Annotated in this window: 18 protein-coding genes and 1 tRNA gene; 12 read left to right on the top strand and 7 right to left on the bottom strand. The window is 65.8% G+C overall.

The features are described from left to right. Nucleotides 1-21 precede the first annotated feature (21 nt). The 3 genes from ACP7BH_RS14050 (at nucleotide 22) to ACP7BH_RS14060 (ending at nucleotide 2,578) form a co-directional block, all read left to right on the top strand. Entirely contained in the window at nucleotides 22-1,137 is a 1,116-nt protein-coding gene (locus tag ACP7BH_RS14050; protein WP_425986191.1) for a DUF5694 domain-containing protein, read from the top strand. 142 nt (nucleotides 1,138-1,279) lie between these two features. Beyond that, entirely contained in the window at nucleotides 1,280-2,392 is a 1,113-nt protein-coding gene (hppD, locus tag ACP7BH_RS14055) for a 4-hydroxyphenylpyruvate dioxygenase (protein ID WP_425986193.1), read from the top strand. Beyond that, entirely contained in the window at nucleotides 2,393-2,578 is a 186-nt protein-coding gene (locus tag ACP7BH_RS14060; protein ID WP_135193789.1) for a hypothetical protein, read from the top strand. Between the two features lie 44 nt (nucleotides 2,579-2,622). On the opposite strand, the gene ACP7BH_RS14065 is transcribed toward ACP7BH_RS14060, so the two are convergent. The 4 genes from ACP7BH_RS14065 to ACP7BH_RS14080 all read right to left on the bottom strand — a co-directional run bounded on the left by ACP7BH_RS14065 (nucleotide 2,623) and on the right by ACP7BH_RS14080 (nucleotide 4,939). Continuing rightward, nucleotides 2,623-3,087 (bottom strand): hypothetical protein, encoded by a 465-nt coding sequence (locus tag ACP7BH_RS14065; RefSeq protein ID WP_425986195.1) that lies wholly within the window; start codon nucleotides 3,085-3,087, stop codon nucleotides 2,623-2,625. 190 nt (nucleotides 3,088-3,277) lie between these two features. Continuing rightward, a complete protein-coding gene (locus ACP7BH_RS14070; RefSeq protein WP_425986197.1) occupies nucleotides 3,278-3,637 on the bottom strand; it encodes a hypothetical protein in 360 nt (119 codons plus the stop codon). After that, a complete protein-coding gene (locus tag ACP7BH_RS14075; protein ID WP_425986198.1) occupies nucleotides 3,634-3,876 on the bottom strand; it encodes a hypothetical protein in 243 nt (80 codons plus the stop codon). Before ACP7BH_RS14075 ends, ACP7BH_RS14070 begins: the two co-directional genes overlap by 4 nt. Nucleotides 3,877-4,180: 304 nt before the next feature. After that, complete coding sequence (locus ACP7BH_RS14080; RefSeq protein WP_425986200.1) at nucleotides 4,181-4,939, bottom strand: SDR family oxidoreductase; 759 nt, start codon at nucleotides 4,937-4,939, stop codon at nucleotides 4,181-4,183. 891 nt (nucleotides 4,940-5,830) lie between these two features. Between ACP7BH_RS14080 and ACP7BH_RS14085 the strand changes: the two genes are divergently transcribed. The 6 genes from ACP7BH_RS14085 (at nucleotide 5,831) to ACP7BH_RS14110 (ending at nucleotide 9,870) form a co-directional block, all read left to right on the top strand. Continuing rightward, the gene (locus tag ACP7BH_RS14085; protein ID WP_425986202.1) at nucleotides 5,831-6,994 is read left to right on the top strand and encodes an isoaspartyl peptidase/L-asparaginase family protein; all 1,164 of its coding nucleotides are present in this window, start codon (nucleotides 5,831-5,833) and stop codon (nucleotides 6,992-6,994) included. A 48-nt stretch (nucleotides 6,995-7,042) separates the two neighbouring features. Further along, nucleotides 7,043-7,309, top strand: a complete 267-nt coding sequence (locus ACP7BH_RS14090) for a hypothetical protein (RefSeq protein ID WP_425986204.1) — start codon at nucleotides 7,043-7,045, stop codon at nucleotides 7,307-7,309. A 57-nt stretch (nucleotides 7,310-7,366) separates the two neighbouring features. Continuing rightward, a complete protein-coding gene (locus ACP7BH_RS14095) occupies nucleotides 7,367-8,386 on the top strand; it encodes a fumarylacetoacetate hydrolase family protein (RefSeq protein WP_425986206.1) in 1,020 nt (339 codons plus the stop codon). Between the two features lie 63 nt (nucleotides 8,387-8,449). Further along, on the top strand, nucleotides 8,450-8,986 hold the full coding sequence (locus ACP7BH_RS14100) for a DUF1453 domain-containing protein (protein WP_425986208.1): 537 nt from the start codon (nucleotides 8,450-8,452) through the stop codon (nucleotides 8,984-8,986). Next, complete coding sequence (locus tag ACP7BH_RS14105; RefSeq protein WP_425986210.1) at nucleotides 8,983-9,738, top strand: hypothetical protein; 756 nt, start codon at nucleotides 8,983-8,985, stop codon at nucleotides 9,736-9,738. Before ACP7BH_RS14100 ends, ACP7BH_RS14105 begins: the two co-directional genes overlap by 4 nt. Before the next feature lie 47 nt (nucleotides 9,739-9,785). After that, nucleotides 9,786-9,870: transfer RNA gene (locus ACP7BH_RS14110), tRNA-Leu, on the top strand. A 17-nt stretch (nucleotides 9,871-9,887) separates the two neighbouring features. Here ACP7BH_RS14110 and ACP7BH_RS14115 read toward each other — a convergent pair. Both ACP7BH_RS14115 and ACP7BH_RS14120 read right to left on the bottom strand, forming a co-directional pair. Beyond that, nucleotides 9,888-10,739, bottom strand: coding sequence for an alpha/beta hydrolase (locus tag ACP7BH_RS14115; protein WP_425986212.1), 852 nt, complete (start codon nucleotides 10,737-10,739; stop codon nucleotides 9,888-9,890). A 75-nt stretch (nucleotides 10,740-10,814) separates the two neighbouring features. Then, nucleotides 10,815-12,791 (bottom strand): AsmA family protein, encoded by a 1,977-nt coding sequence (locus tag ACP7BH_RS14120; protein WP_425986214.1) that lies wholly within the window; start codon nucleotides 12,789-12,791, stop codon nucleotides 10,815-10,817. A gap of 248 nt (nucleotides 12,792-13,039) precedes the next feature. Between ACP7BH_RS14120 and ACP7BH_RS14125 the strand changes: the two genes are divergently transcribed. Further along, complete coding sequence (locus ACP7BH_RS14125) at nucleotides 13,040-13,351, top strand: hypothetical protein (protein ID WP_425986216.1); 312 nt, start codon at nucleotides 13,040-13,042, stop codon at nucleotides 13,349-13,351. Between the two features lie 92 nt (nucleotides 13,352-13,443). On the opposite strand, the gene ACP7BH_RS14130 is transcribed toward ACP7BH_RS14125, so the two are convergent. After that, a complete protein-coding gene (locus tag ACP7BH_RS14130) occupies nucleotides 13,444-15,555 on the bottom strand; it encodes a prolyl oligopeptidase family serine peptidase (protein ID WP_425986218.1) in 2,112 nt (703 codons plus the stop codon). A gap of 112 nt (nucleotides 15,556-15,667) precedes the next feature. On the opposite strand from ACP7BH_RS14130, the gene ACP7BH_RS14135 reads away from it, so the two are divergent. Then, nucleotides 15,668-15,913: a type II toxin-antitoxin system prevent-host-death family antitoxin gene (locus ACP7BH_RS14135; RefSeq protein WP_346495819.1), complete on the top strand. Its 246-nt coding sequence runs from the start codon at nucleotides 15,668-15,670 to the stop codon at nucleotides 15,911-15,913. Beyond that, nucleotides 15,910-16,293 carry a type II toxin-antitoxin system VapC family toxin gene (locus ACP7BH_RS14140; protein WP_425986219.1) on the top strand — a complete coding sequence of 128 codons (384 nt, stop codon included), beginning with the start codon at nucleotides 15,910-15,912 and terminating at the stop codon, nucleotides 16,291-16,293. Before ACP7BH_RS14135 ends, ACP7BH_RS14140 begins: the two co-directional genes overlap by 4 nt. The last annotated feature ends 6 nt before the right edge of the window (nucleotides 16,294-16,299 follow it).

Here is a 16,299-nt window from a genome sequence, read left to right on the forward strand (position 1 = left end):
AAGCTTCTTTCACGGCGCGTCATGGCTCTGCATCCTCGTTTCTCTCGCACCTTGACCGCCGCCGTCGGCGTCGGCGTCCTGCTGGCCGCTGCTGTGCCCGCGGCCGCCCAGGACTACCGTCAGTCCTTCCATCCCGATCAGCTGAAAGGGCCGCCCGCCGGCGCCCCGAATGAGGTTCTGGTGCTGGGCACGCCGCACCTGTCGAACCTGGGTGAAAGCTTCAGGGCCGAAAGCCTGGCGCCCCTGCTGGATCGCCTGGCGGCGTGGAAACCCACCGCCATCGCGACCGAGGATCTGTCGGGCCTGCAATGCGACAGCCTGCGTCGCTATCCGGCGCGCTATGCCGAGACGGTCAACACCTATTGCTGGGATCCCGCCCCCGCCGCCCTGGCGACCGGCCTGGACGTGCCCGCCGCCAACGCCGAGGCCGAGCGGCTGCTGGCCGAGTGGCCCGCCCAGCCCACGGCGGCCCAGCGGCGTCATCTGGCGGCGGTGTTCCTGGCGGCCGGCGAGCGGGGATCGGCCCTGGTCCAGTGGCTGCGACTGGCGCCGGAAGACCGCATCACTGGCGACGGCCTGAACGAGGCCCTGGTCGCCGTGCTGAACCGGATCAAGGACCGGGCCAATGAGACCTATCTGATCTCCGCACCGCTCGCCGCGCGGCTGGGGCTGGAGCGGCTCTGGAGCGTCGATGACCACTCCGCCGACACGCCCGACCCGACCGACTCCGTCGAGAAGAAGGCCTATGCCGACGCCATCATGGGCGCGTGGAATAATCCCGCCAGCCAAACCCGCCGAACGCAGAACGCGGAACTCGGCGCCGCCCTGGATCAGCCGGACGGCGTGCTGCGCATGTACCGCGTCTATAATGCGCCGACGACGCCGACCCTGACCTATCAGTCCGACTTCGGCGCCACTCTGGTCGAGCCGTCGCCGCAGGCCTTCGGCCGCCGCTACCTCGGCTATTGGGAGACCCGCAACCTGCGGATGGTCGCCAACATGCGCGACGTGCTGGGCCGCTATCCCGGCACGCGGATGCTCACCATCGTCGGCGCGTCGCACAAGGGCTACTACGAGGCCTATCTGGACCAGATGCACGACGTCCGGCTGGTCGATCCCGAACCCATACTGCGCTGATCGCACGCGGGGCTGCGGGGTCGTCGTCATCACGACCCCGTGGCTTCGTCTTGGCTCCGTCGTCTTCTGTGACTAGGTTCCGCGCCAATCGGCGGCCCCTTTCGGTTAAGCCCGCCTCAAAAATCTGTGCGGGAGACGCGCCATGAACGACATGACCCAGGCCCAGGTCGAAAAGCTCGACCTTGAAAACCCCCTCGGCGTCGACGGTTTCGAGTTCGTCGAATTCACCGGCCCTGAGCCCAGGGCGATGATTTCGCGCCTGGAGCTGATGGGCTTCACCCAGACGCACGTGAACCCCAGGACCGACGTGGTCCGACTGAAGCAGGGCGACATCAGCTTCCTGGTTCACCGCAAGCCCCAGGATCGTCCGGAGAGCCAGGCCGCGACCTTCGCCAAGGATCACGGCCCGTCCGCCAACGGCATGGCCTTCCGCACCACCGACGCCAAGGCCGCCTATGAGGGCGCGGTCGCACGCGGCGCCAAGCCGGCGCAGGGCGTCTCGGGCGGCGCCCTGGGCGGCGACTATCCCTACATTCTGGAAGGCATCGGCGGCAGCCTGCTCTATGTCATCGACCAGTATGGCGACGCGGGCTCGCTCTATGACACCTGGGACGAGATCGAGGGCTGGGAGGAATCCGAGCGCAAGAATTCGATGGGCCTGGAGATCCTGGATCACCTGACCCACAATGTCCGCCGCGGCGAGATGCGCACCTGGTCCGGCTTCTACGGCTCGGTGTTCAACTTCGAAGAGCAGAAGTATTTCGACATCAAGGGCAAGGCGACCGGCCTGTTCTCGCAAGCCATGATCGCGCCCGACCGCGCCATCCGCATCCCACTGAACGAAAGCCAGGACGACAACTCCCAGATCGAGGAGTTCCTGCGTCGCTACAACGGCGAGGGCATCCAGCACATCGCCCTGACCACCGAGAACATCTTCGAGACGGTCGAGGCCATGCGCGAACGCGGCGTCGATTTCCAGGACACCATCGAGACCTATTTCGAACTGATCGACAAACGCCTGCCCAACCACGGGCACGACGTGGCGCGGATGCGCAAGAACCGCATCCTGATCGACGGCTCGGACGAGGACGGCCTGCTGCTGCAGATCTTCACCCAGGACACCTTCGGCCCGATCTTCTTCGAGATCATCCAGCGCAAGGGCAACGAGGGCTTCGGCAACGGCAACTTCCAGGCCCTGTTCGATTCCATCGAACTGGACCAGATCCGTCGCGGCGTCATCAAGGTCGACGCCTGAATGCAGATGCGGCCGCCGACGTGGCTGCCCTGGCTCGGCCCGGTCCTCGCGGCCGGCGCCGGGGCCCTGGCCGGCGAATACTGGCTGGGCGGCGGCTTCTGGATGGTCCTGATCGCCGCCCTCCTCTGCGGCTTCGCCCCCATCGTCGGCTACCAGGTATGGAAGCGGCTGCACCACCGGGGGTGAGTTCCGGACGGGGCGTCGCCGAGATCGGCAGGAGCCCGTCTCGTTTATCTCAGCGGCGTCTCCGCGACGACTGCGGCGAGATCCTCGTCGATGAACGGCGCCAGATACGTCCTGACGGGCTGCCGGAAGCAGGCATCCCACGGTTGGGTCTTGAAAAAGTAATTCCAGACATTCGCCCCGCCGGGGCTTGAGGCGAAGGCTTTGAACGCGACCAGGTCAGGAACGAACAGGCTTTGTGCGATCGGCTCCGACACGCACCGGATGGCCTCTTCGATGACGGGATCAGGCGCGGCTTTGACGCGTGCGATCAATCGGTCCGAAAGCCGGGCATCTCGATCGTATAGATTCAGATTGCGTTCGGTCAGAACGTCGACGGCCAGCCGGCTGGCGGCGATGTTGATGCTCCAGCTGTAGTCTGAGATATAGGCCTCGCGAGGGAACAAGGCCGCCGCCGCCGCGCGACGCTCCGGCCCGGGATCCTGCGGCAAGGCCGGCGGGATCGAAGCCACCTGAAGGCTCAGGACGGAGACAAGCGCTGTGATCATGATCCATGAGTATCGGCCGTCGAGACTGTCATCAATAGGTCGATTTCGGTCTTGGATTTCGGCGACGGAGTCAGATGTTGGCGGTCAGGACCGAAGGCGGACATCTACGATGCCGCTTGAGGTCGAAAGCGGACCTTCACTGACATGAAGCTCCCTATTCGAAGGACGCCCTGACGAACTGATCCAACTCGCCCGCAGGCCTGTAGGGCTCGCGGCGGAGGGTTAGCGAACGTGCGTGGAAGTCCGGATCATTCCGTGTCGCAGCCTGAACTTCGCCCCCTTCAGAGACATGGCTGAACGCGTAGAGGGACACCGCGAGATTGTCGAAGGCCGCCTCGTTGGAACGATAACGGCCTGGTCCCCCATTGGCGCGCTGGCAAATCCGCAGCACGTCGCTCGCCGCCATGGAGAAGACGCGCGCGTTCGCGAACTGCGTCTCGATGTGTCGCGCCTCGACGGTGACGCCGTCCAAACGCCCACTGCGGTATTCAAGCAGGATCGGCGTCTCGTTCATCTCCAGATTCTGCCGATCGACGTCTTCTTGTCCCCCATCGCCTGGCGCAGAGCGGCGATGTCCTCCTCCGACACATATTCGGCCATGGCAGGCAGGTCGCGAAACATGGCGTCGAGGTCCGCCGCGCCGACAGGTTTCATGAGGGGGCCAGGCGAACCATAGACGTCCGTCAATGCCGCCACGTCATCCGGCGAAAGACCAAACTCCAACCGCCCGATCCCGACTTTCGGCGTGACCAACCAATCAGCGCTCATGGGGGCAACTCACCTGAAGATCCGGTTCAATCGCCCGGGAAGCCGTGACGAGGAACGCCGCCAGGAGACCATTACCGCCTAGATGCGCGTACAACGAGTGCGATGTTGGGTTCAGGTCCTGTTACGCTGATGAGCCCAAATGTCCGCAATGGTCGTGCAGCCTTGGAATTCGGCGCCGAAAGCGGACGTTGGCCTCCGGGCAGGAAAACGGACGCGCCGAACTGCGGCTAGGGGTGGGCAGCGGACGTTGGCAGGCCCGCTCTCGGACCTGCCGCCCATGCGTATTCGTTCAGGTCAGACGCACCGACACTCCGCCGTCCACTAGCATGGGGCTACCTGTCATGAAGGAGGAACGGTCTCCCAGCAGAAACAGCGCGGCCTGGGCGATCTCTAGAGGATCCGCCATGCGCTTCATCGGGTGCAGCCCGGTGACGAAGGCAAGAACATCTGGATTCCCTTCGCCGCCCATCGGAGTGATCGTCCCTCCTGGAAGCAGGGCGTTCACTCGGACGTTCGCACCAGCATAATCTGCGCCGAGCGATTGGGTCAGCCCGATGAGCCCGGCTTTGGACGCGGCATATGCCGCCATGCCCGGCAAGCCGCCATTGCTGAAGCCGACGAATGAGGAGGTAAAGACGATTGAACCACCCCCACGCCGGGCCAAGACCGGTACTTGAGCTTTGGCTGCGAGAAAGGCGCTCGTAAGATTGGTGGCGACCACGTCGTTCCAGTCGGCGAGCTCCATCTCCCCTACTGGCGCCATAGGCCCGACCATCCCGGCATTATTGAAGGCGCCGTCGAGCGTGCCGAACTCGCGGACTGCAAGATCAACCAAGGCCTGCGCATAACCTTCCTCCCGCACGTCACCCGCTAAGTAGACAGCGTGCCCGCCCTCAGCGCTGATGCGGTCGGCGATGATTTCGAGATTGTCCCGACGCCGCGATCCAAGAATCAGTCGGGCTCCCTCCACGGCGAACAAGCCTGCAGCGGCCTCCCCGATCCCACTGCTCGCGCCCGTAATGATGATCGTCTTGTCCTTCAGTTCCATAGGGCGTCCTTCACGGTTGATGCTGGCCGCAGGGATGCAGCAGGCCGGGCTGTGGTAGCGGAAAGGACTGGATCACTCTGGCGGGTTTCGGCCGTGCACCTGCTCCGGCGCGCTTGGTTCCAGTGGCTGAGGAATGTCGGCGACGGGTCGAACTCAGTCCTGGTCTTCGCCGCCGAAAGCGGACGTTGGCCTCCCAGCCGGAAAGCGGTCGCGGTAGATGTCAACTAAGGGTGGGAAGCGGACATCGATCTGTTAGGCTCACGTTATGGGAATTTCGAACACCTTTACTGCAACCCGATCCACCCGATGGAAGGCGTTAGTTCGCCGATATAATAAGCTCTTGAGCATGGCGGTCTGGTTCGCGTGCGGCCTCACTGCACTGTTGTATGCAGCCCTCCCCGTCTTCTACGCCGAGAGCCCATGGGCCGGTATGTTGGTTCGGCTTGTTTTCGCGAGCGGGGGCATTTGGGGGCTTTTCGTAGGGGCAAACATCGCCCGACGAAGCCTGATCCGGCGGCACCGCATCCGAGATGCAGGGCACTGTCCCGGTGCTTGGAGTCGTTCAGGGCAGCGGATTGGCTAAACGTCCGCAATGGGTCGGTTTGGGACGTAAGCAGTCAGTCCGAATGCGGGCCTGCGCGTTCAGACTCCCAAGCAGCACATCACGAACACCCGCCTGTGCCGAACGAGCAGAGATCAGCGACGGGCACCCTTTCGCGCTGCGGGCCGTCATATCGGCGACAGTCAAAACTCTGATTTTTCAACGCTTCCGATTTTCTTAAGCCAATCGACCTGACAGGCCCACGCGGTGCGTTAAACTGCAACAGACCGGCGTCTCCGAGGGAAGTGCACACATTGCACCCTGTTTTTCGGCGCCCCGAGGGTTTCACGATGCGCGCGGCCTATTCCGGACTGATTGCACTCTTTGCACTGTGTTTTTCCTCGGCTCACGCCCAGGACGCCGCGCCGCGCTGGTCGCTCGCCATCCACGGCGGCGCGGGCGTGATCGAGCGGTCCAGCCTGACGCGGGAGCAGGACGCCGCCTATCGCGCCTCGTTGCAACGCGCGCTGGACGCCGGTTCGGCCGTCCTGACGCAGGGCGGTTCGGCGCTGGACGCGGTCCAGGCCGCCGTCGAGATCATGGAGGACGATCCCCTGTTCAACGCCGGGCGCGGGGCGGTCTTCACGGCTGCGGGCCGCAACGAGCTGGACGCCGCCGTCATGAACGGCTCGGACATGACCGCCGGCGCCGTCGCGGGGCTGACTGCGACCCGTCACCCCATCGCCGCCGCCCGCGCGGTGATGGAACGCTCGCCCCACGTCATGCTGATCGGTTCCGGCGCCGACGCCTTCGCCGCATCCGTCGGGCTGGAACAGGTCGATCCGTCCTGGTTCTTCACCGAACGGCGCTGGCAGGGTCTGACCAAGGCCCTGACCGAGGCCGGCCAGCCCGTCCCCGAACGCCCCGCCGGCGCGCCCGCGTCCCCACCTGCCTCGGGCGACCAGGGCGCCGAGATCGCCCCGCCCCTGAACGAGAAGAAGTTCGGCACGGTCGGCGCCGTGGCCCTGGACAGCCAGGGACGCCTCGCCGCCGCCACCTCGACCGGCGGCATGACCGCCAAACGCTGGGGCCGGGTCGGCGACGTGCCGATCATCGGCGCCGGCACCTACGCCTCCAACGCCGACGGCTGCGCCGTGTCGGCGACCGGCGACGGCGAATATTTCATCCGCGCCACCGTGGCCCGCGACATCTGCGCGGGCATCGCCGCCGAGGCGGCCTTGTCACCTGAGTTGCGGGCCGAGCGTCAAGCACGGGCGGCTCGATGCCAGCCGAGTTCCTCCAACGAAATTTGCCTCGCTCATCCACGCAATCCTGATTTTCTCGTCATCGACCGCGAGCTTCAGGAGGTTGCGGCCATGGGTGGCTCTGGAGGCGTTATCGTCCTGACCCGCAACGGTGAAGCTTGGCTGCACATGAACACCTCGGGCATGTATCGCGGCGCCGTCTCCTCGACCGCCCCGGCCCGCGTCGCCATCTATGCCGACGAACCCTGATTTCAGACGATTCAGACGTTTCAGACTCTCTTTTTCCAGACCGAGCCCATGCCTGCATCCGACGATGAACTGACCCTGATGGCCCAGGAGGAGCTGGACGCCGCCTGCGCCATGCCCTTCGTCGAGCTGAAGAAGATCACCCCCTGGGGCGACAGCTACGAGGGCTTCGCGCCGTCTGGCCGCACGGTCGAGGTCGAGCGCCGCTACCTCTGGGCCGTGGATCCCAAGGGCGGCGTCATCGTCGAGGTCGAGGTGCGCGACGCGGCCGCCCGCACCGGCGCCGAGGCTCGCGCCCTGCTGACCCCCACGACCTGACCGACGGTGGTCGACGCTCGGTTTCCAACCCCGTGAATTCGGTTTAGGCCTTTGTCCATGAAACTCGCCTCGCTCAAGCACGGCCGCGATGGCCGCCTCGTCGTCGTCTCCCAGGACCTGAACTGGTTCACGGACGCCTTCCTGATCGCCCCCACCCTGCAGGCCGCGCTGGACGACTGGGACCATTGCGGACCCAAGCTGCTGGCCCTGGCCGAAAGCCTGGAGCACGAGGCCGTGCCGCGCGGCCGCTTCCACGAGCGGGACGCCGCCTCTCCCCTGCCCCGCGCCTATCAGTGGGTCGACGGCTCGGCCTATGTGAACCACGTCGAACTGGTGCGTAAGGCGCGCGGTGCCGAAATGCCCGCCACCTTCTGGACCGATCCGCTGATGTATCAGGGCGGTTCCGACAGCTTCCTGGCGCCGCGTGATCCCATCCCCCTGGCCGACGAGGCCTGGGGCTGCGACCTGGAGGCCGAGATCGTCGTGGTCGTCGGCGACGTGCCCCAGGGCGCGACGCGCGAACAGGCGCTGGAGGCCATTCGCCTGGTCGGCCTGGTCAACGACGTATCCTTGCGCAACCTGATCCCGGCCGAACTGGCCAAGGGTTTCGGCTTCGTCCAGTCCAAGCCCGCCAGCGCCCTGTCCCCCGTCCTGGTCACGCCTCAGGTCCTGGGCGAGCGGTGGAAAGACGGCAAGCTGCACGGCGCCCTGAACGTCCAGCTGAACGGCCAGGACTTCGGCAAGGCCGACGCCGGCGTCGACATGACCTTCGACTTCGGAACCCTGATCGCCCACCTGGCCAAGACCCGCTCGCTGGGCGCCGGGACCATCATCGGCTCGGGCACCGTGTCGAACAAGGACGCCGACGGCGGCCCCGGCAAGCCGGTGTCCGAGGGCGGCCTGGGCTATAGCTGCATCGCCGAGGTCCGCACGGTCGAAACGATTCTGCGCGGCGCCGCCGAGACCCCCTTCCTCAAGCACGGCGACACGGTGCGGATCGAGATGCTGGACGACCGTCACCACTCCATCTTCGGCGCCATCGAACAGACCGTCGGGCCGCTTTCCAGCGACGTGTGACCGGATTAGGCTGACCGCGTCGGCCTCGGGGGAGGCCGCATCCGGTCTTTGGGGAGAGACGACGTGCCGCCTGAAAAACTGATCCCGCTGCTCATGATCCCGATCATGCTGGTGGTCGTGCTGCTGAAGAACCGCAGGAAGCGGGTGCTGAAGCCGCATCTGCTGTGGATCATGCCGGTCATCGTCCTGCCGCTGATCGGCCTGGGTCTGTGGGGCATGACGCAGAACCCCCAAATGGCCCACGCCCCGTTCGGCCCCGCCGCCTGGGCGGTGCTGGCGCTCGGCGCAGTACTGGGCGGCGTCGCCGGCTGGTATCGCGGCAAGACCGTCACCATCGAAAAGGAGCCGGACGGCGCCCTGATGGCCCAAGCCTCGCCTCTGGGTCTGATCCTGCTGGTCGTGCTGTTCGCCGGCCGGTCGCTGCTGCGCGACCTGGTCGAAAGCCACGCCGCCGAATGGCATCTGAACGCCATGGCCGTGACCGACGCCTTCCTGGTCTTCGCCATGGGCCTGATCGTCATGCAGCGCGTCGAAATGTACATCCGCGCCCGCCGCATCCAGGCCGGCGGCAAGGACGGGCATGTGGAGGTCGCGGCATGATTGCAGGCCTGTTGCTGGCGCTCGCACAAGAAGCCGCCGTGTCGGATCTGGCTTGGACGGCCACGAAAAAGGACGGCTTGGAAGCTGCGTCTATTGAATACGACGTCGGGGTGACTCTCTCGGCGGCTTGCCGAAATGGGCGGTTCGTATTTGCGTTGGGAGGACTGCCGACGACGGGCACCGTCGAAGCAACCCGGAAACTCGATGTCAGCCTTCGCGACCAGACGCTGGTATCGTCGACTTGGTCAGTCGCGCCAAACAGCAACGGCTCGGTCGTTCTGGCGGCGGCCCCCTCGATCTACGCGCGACACCTTCGCTCGTCGGAGAGCTTCACCGTGCGCATTCCTGCAGAAGGTGACATCCGAGCCCAACGCTACCAACTCGCCATCCCGCGAGATCATGCGCCGCTCGACGCGGTAATGAGGGCCTGCGACGTCGCCTTGGAGAACGCTGCCGATGCAATCTATGATCCCCGCCCCTTGGATGTCGTCTGGGCCGTCCCCCCAAGGATCACTCCGCCGCCGACCTTGCCATCGGCCAACTATGCGGAAGCGTTAATTCAGTGTTCCGTCGATGAAGGCGGCAAACCCGAAGATTGCGCTCTTCTGGACGAAAACCCTGCACGCTCAGGCTTCGGCCGTCATGCCTTACGGATGATAACGAGCGGGCGGGTGGAACGTATCGACGGAGCGCCTATCCAGGCGGGCGGCGTCTTCACGACAAGAATGACCTTCAGCATGACTGACCACTGAAGGAACACTAGACCCGCCTCACGTCTCTGTGGCATGAGGCGGCCTCTGCGGGCGTGGTGGAATTGGTAGACGCGCTGGATTCAAAATCCTGTTCCGAAAGGAGTGCCGGTTCGACCCCGGCCGCCCGCACCACCTTCTTGAAAACCTGATCAGCCCAGTTGGCGGTGGAAGAACCCCGCCACGTCGGCGAGAACCGTCGCCTTCTTGCGGAACAGGGGCGAGAAGGTCGCGATCAGGTCGGCGTGATCCAGCCCGGGATAGAGCTTGGCTTCGGACCGTCCGCCCACCGCCCGCATACGATCGTTCAGGATGATCGTGTCCTCGTCATGCACCACCGTATCGGCCGTGCCGTGGACCAGCCACAGCGGCGGGGCGTCGGCGCGCACGAAGGTGACGGGCTGGGTCAGGGTCGGGTCCGGCGCGCGGCCGAAGGCGTTCTTGGACGCCGCCACGTCGAACGGCAGGAAGTCGTAGGGCCCCGCCAAACCCGCCGCCGCCTTGATCAGGTCGGGCCGACCGACGGCGGCCATATAGCGCCGGTCCAGCGCGATCATCATCGCCAGGTGCGCGCCCGCCGAATGGCCCAGCACGCCCAGCCGCGCGGGATCGCCGCCATATTGAGCCGCCACATCCGCCGCCTTGGCCGTGGCGGCGGCGGCGTCCTCGATGAAGGCCGGGAAGACGACCTGGGGCACGACGCGATAGTCCGGCAGGGCCACGACGAACCCGCGCGCCGCCAGAGCCTGTGCCGCCCAGCCGTACTGGCTGCGCGAGCCTGAATCCCAGCCGCCGCCATAGAAGAAGACCAGGGTCGGATACGGTCCCGGCGCGATCGGGGCATAGAGGTCCATCTGCTGGCGCGGGTCTTCGCCATAGGCGACGTCGCGCGCGACGCGGCGCACCCCGCCATCTCTCGGCCCCAGGGTGTTGAGCAGGCCCAGCGGCGAGCAGGCGGCGGCGAGAAGCCCCAGGGCGGGCGCGAAAAGTCCACGGCGGGTCATGCGGAGTGCTCCATCGCGCTTCAATACGTTCGCTCCACCCGATCGGTCGTCGTCGCCTTGACGAATACCGCGCCCCTACCTGGCGTTGGCGATCAGCCGACCGCAGTCGGCGTCCTCGGCCAGGCCCGGATCGACGAAGGCGAACAGGGCCGTCACCGGCGCCACCACTGCACCCAGCAGGCCCGCCAGCCCGCCCTGGGACACCATCTCGCGCACGTCCACCCCGACCTTGGGCGCGGTCAGAGGACCGGACACCGTGATCGGCGCCCACAGGCGCAGCAGGCGCGGCTTCTTGGACTCGCCGTCGATCTTCAGGTTCAATGTCTCGGCGCCCAGGTCGATCGTGCCCTTGCCCTGGGCCAGCACGACATCGGTGTCGATGATGAAGGTCCGGGCCGTCGCCGTGCCCCCGCTGACGTTGAAGTCGGCGACCGCGCAGCGGATCTGGCTTTCCGACTGATCGCCGCTGAGCAGTTTCAGCAGGCCCGCGCTGGCGTTGATGCCCAACAGTTCGGCAAACGCCGCCCGCATCTTACCGTTCGGCACCACCAGGCTGAGCGAGCCCTTGGACGCCGCCGCAAAGTCATGGATCGAGGCGCCCGACCCCTCCAGCTTCGCGCGGCCCAGGGCGCGCCCGCTCAAGGGAACCGAACCATTGCGCGCCGGGATGATTGATTCCAGCGGATAGCCGGCCAGCCGCAGATCGACGGTGCTGTAGGGCGTGGTCTTGGTCGCATCGATCCGCGCCGTGCCGTTCATCTCGCCCCGGTTGAAGTTGAAACTGATCGGATCGAGCTTGAGAATGCCGTCCTTCAGATCGGCCCCCAGGTTCACGGCGCGCACGTCGAAGTCGTTCGCCTTCACCGCCGCCGCCCGATAGGTCAGCGTCCCGTCCATCGTCTGCAGGCGTTCGGTCTGAAGCTTGGCGTCGGGCAGCAGCTTGCCGCCGACCACGACGGGCGCTTCGGTATCCGTGCCGGCCGCATTGGTCCGGACGCGCGCGCCCAGCACGGCGGCCAAGTCGTCGATGTCCAGCCGGCGCGAGGTCAGCTGCGCATCCACGCGCAGGCGCTCGGCGGAATCGATCCGCACCTCGCCCGACAGGTCGGACGCGCCGACCCGGCCGTCGAAATCCTTGAAGGTCCATATCCGCTCGTTGCGGTTCAGGGCGCCCGACAGCCGATAGGCCGGCGTATTGGGCAGGGTGACGCCGGTCAGCAGATAGAGATCGGACAGATTGCCGCCCTCGATCGTCATCGTCGCATCGAACCGGCCCAGGTCGAACGGCCGCGTGATCGCCCCCTTGGCGTTCAGCGATGAACCCGCCCCGGTCACGTTCGCCTCGAACCGATAGGGTCGATCGCGCCGAATATTCATGAAGGGCCCGCCCTCGATCTTCAGCGTCAGCGGCGATCCCCTGACATCGCCCCGTCCGTCCAGCACGAAGCCGGCCGCGCCGCTGGCCGCCTCTCGCGCGTTGACGGCGGCCTGCAGCGTCAGACCGCGCCGCTGCTCGTCGAAGGATAGCTGACCGTCGGTGATGATCAGTTGCTGGATGACCGGCAGCTTCAGTCCCTCGCCGGTGTCGGGCTTGTTCGGATTCAACGTCCAACTCTTGCGACCGTCCTTGGCCGAGATCAGCACCACCCTGGGCCGGGTGAAGCTGAGCAGAGGCATCTCGATCTGGCCGGCCAGCAGCTTTCTCAGCCTGACCGAGGCGCGGATTTCATCGACGTCGGCCGTGTCGCGATCCCGCGCCCAGTCCGGCCCGCCGACCTTGAGCCCCCGCACCACGGCGGACGGCGTCCAGCTGAACAGGTTGACATCCAGATCCCCCGTCAGGACGATCTGGCGATCATATTTGACCGAGGCCCAGCGCCCTATGGGACCCCGCAGCATGTTCCAGTCGAACAGGGCCAGGAACAGCACGACGACCGCGACGAGGACCAGAACGACCCCGGCCGCCCATTTCTCCGCCGATCCGGGCCGCCGCGCCGCCGCATAGACGGGGTCGTTGTCGCGAACCCAGTCGCGCCAGGACCGCAGGCGCACGCCCGCAGGGACCAAGGCCCTTTGATGCACGTCAGCCCGAAAAGTCCGCCAATTCCGTGGGTTCGACAATCGCTCGTCTCCGTCAGCCACACAGAAACGCATCAGCCCCCATTTGGCGCCGCAACGTCAACCCGCCATTGCGTGTCGTCTATTTGACGTGAACCTGTCGCATAATCTTTACAAACAAAAATATCGGCGCATATTTCGTCAGAGTCCTGATCTTAATTCAGGCCATGGAGGATGCCCGGATGACCCGTTTTCTCACGCCTGCCCTGATCGTCGCCGCCCTGGCGGCCGCCGCGTCGCCCAGTCTTGCCCAGCAGACGCAAGCCCGCGAAACCGTCCGCCCCGCCGCCTTGCGGGCGGTCATGGTGTGCAAGACCGACACGGCCACGCGTCGCGCCTATCAGCGCGAGTTCGGAGCCGCGCCCGTCTTCATGACCGCACAGGAGGCCGTCGCCGCCCGCGAGAACGGCCAGCGCTGGTCCACGCCGCGCTGCATGACCGAGCATCAGTACAATCGACTGGTCGCCTCCACCCAGACGCGCGCGTCGCTCTGAGCCCCAGCCCCATCTGATAAGAACCGAGCGCATAAGATTAGGGGCGCGGCCTTTCGACCGCGCCCCTTTCTGTCATTCCAGACTGACGCGGCTTACTGCGCCGGCGTCAGATATTTGTTCAGCCAGCCGAACACTTCGTTGTGCCATTGCAGGCTGTTGGCCGGCTTCAGCACCCAATGGTTCTCGTTGGGGAAGACGATCAGGCGGCTGTCGATGCCGCGACGTTGCAGCGCCGTGAAGGTCGACAGGCCCTGGGCGGTCGGGATGCGGAAGTCGCGGTCGCCCTGGACGACCAGCATCGGCGTCTTCCAGTTCTCGACATGGTTGGCCGGGTTGAACTTCTGATAGCCCTCCGGCTTGTCCCACGGCGTGCCGCCGTATTCCCACTCGGTGAACCACAGCTCCTCGGTCGAATAGCCCATGCCGAAGGTGTCGAAGACGCCGTCGTGGTTGACCAGGCACTTGAATTCATTGGACCAGTTGCCGGCGATCCAGTTGATCATATAGCCGCCGTACGACGCGCCGAGCGCGCAGGCGTTGTCGCCGTCCAGGAAGCTGTATTTCTGCTGCGCCGCCGCCCAGCCCTTCTGCAGGTCTTCCAGCGGGCGGTCGCCCCAGTGCTGGCTGATCGCGTCGGTGAAGGCTTGGCCGTAGCCGGTCGAGCCGTGGAAATCGATCATCACCACCGCATAGCCGGCGCCGGCATAGGTCTCGGGGTTCCAGCGATAGGACCAGCCGTCGCCGAACGAGCCCTGCGGCCCGCCGTGGATCAGGAAGGCGACCGGATATTTGCGGCCCTCGACATAGCCGACCGGCTTGATGACATAGCCGTGGACCGTCTCGTTGTTCCAGCCGGGGAAGCTGAACTGCTCATACTCGCCGAACGATTTGGCGGCGAAGGCGGGGTTTGACTGCGTCAGGCGGCGCGGCATTTCGCGACCGAGATAGGTCTTGAAATACAGATCGCCCGGTTCGCGCAGGCTGTCCTGGGCGAAGACGAAACCCGACGGCGTCTGCTGGAAGGCCGAGACGTGGCCCGCGCCCGTGATCGGCGTCACCACCCCGTTGCGCGCATCCACCGAGAACAGCTTGGTCGAGCCGACGTCGCCCGCCGTCGTGTACAGCGTCTGGCCGTCGCGCGACCATTGCAGCGTGTCGGCCGACCGGTCCCAGTTCGAGGCGATCTCGCGCTTTTGGCCGGTTTCGACGTCCATCAGCACGATCTGATAGCGATCGGCCTCGAAGCCCGGCCGCGCCATGGCGCGATAGGCCAGGGTCCGCCCGTCTGGCGAGAAGACCGGGCCGGTGTCCCAGGCGTCGTTGTCGTCGGTCAGGTTTGTGAAGGTGCCGTCGCCCGAAAGACCGTTGGTCTTCCACAGGTCGAAATTGGTGCTCCACGGCTCGGTCTGGCCCGCCAGACGCGCCGAAAAGACCACGGCGTCGCCCGCCGGCGTGAAGACGAACTCGCTCTCGTCGCCGAACGGCTTGGACGGCGTGTCGCCGTCGAAGCCTTTCGTGATCCAGGCGGGCGTTCCCGTCGCCTTGCCGTCGCGGCCGATGGACTGGACGAACAGGTGGTTCTGGGTGTGGTCGTTCCACGTATCCCAGTGGCGCACGAACATCCGGTCATAGACCTGGCCCGTCGTCTTGCCTTCGGCGATGGCCTTGCCCTGTTCGACCGAGGCGTTCAGGTCGGCCGCGTTCGGATAGACGGCCAGCGACACCGCCACCTTGTCGCCCGTCGGGCTGATCCGATAGGCGTTCACGTCGGTCGGCAGGTTGGTCACCTGAACCGGCGCCGATGTCGGCGAAGCGACGCGCCACACCTGGCTCGCCCCCGACTTGCCCGACAGGAAATACAGATTGCCGTCCCCGCCCCAGCGCGCGGTGTTGGCGCCCTGATCCGAGATGGCCAGGCGACGCGGCGCGGCGTCCGGCGTGGTCAGATCCAGGATCCACAGGCTGCCGGCGCGGCTGTTGGCCTCCACGTCCGTGGTCGTGACCGAATAGACGACATAGCGGCCGTCCGGCGACACCTGCGGATCGCCCAGCCGGTTGGCGGCGATCATGTCCTGATAGGTGAAGGCGTCGGACGTCGCAGGCGCGGCGGGAACCGGGGCGGGCGGAACCTGGGCCAGGGCCGGAACGGCGCTCATCAAGGCGACAGCCGCGCAGGCGGCGGACAGAAGGGAACGGTGACGCATCAAGCTCTTCCTCGGAAATCTTGCTGCGGCGAGGCGTAGCACCGCCGTTCGTCGGGCGGAAGTTGCCGCGAACGGCTGACTTAGCTAAGATAGTGGGACCAAGGAGCGCGACATGACCACCGTCACCGTCCACCACGCCAAGACCCACCTGTCCAAACTGATCGCCGCCGCAGAGCGCGGCGAAGAGGTCGTCATCGCCCGCGGCGACAAGCCCGCCGTACGGATCGTGCCGTTCGAACCGGCCGCCAAGCCTGATCGCAAGCCGGGCCGGCTGAAGGGTATGGGCAAGTTCGACGAAAGCTTCTTCGATCCCCTGCCCGAGGAAGAACTGCGGCTGTGGGAAGGACGCGGCGATTGAATATCTTGCTCGATACCCACGCCCTCATGTGGTGGGTTTGGGACGACGAGCGGCTGACGCAACCCGCGAGACAGGCCATTCGATCTGCCGAAACTATATTCGTGAGCAGCGTCTCGGCCATTGAGATCGCCATCAAATATCGCATCGGCAAACTGCCGAACGGAGAAATGCTGGCCGAGCACTTTTTGAAGGTCATGGACGATGAGTCGTTCGCCGAACTCCCCGTGACTTGGCGCGAAGCGAGCCTCGCCGGCCGCATGGAGGGCGATCACCGCGATCCGTTCGACCGGCTGCTGATCGCCCAGGGCCTGCTCAACGAACTGACGCTCGTCTCCAACGAGCGCCTGTTCGACAGTTTCGGGGTCGCCCGGATCTGGTGACCGATC

The organism is Brevundimonas sp. TWP2-1 (genome assembly GCF_049897645.1).
Classification (GTDB): Bacteria; Pseudomonadota; Alphaproteobacteria; order Caulobacterales; family Caulobacteraceae; genus Brevundimonas.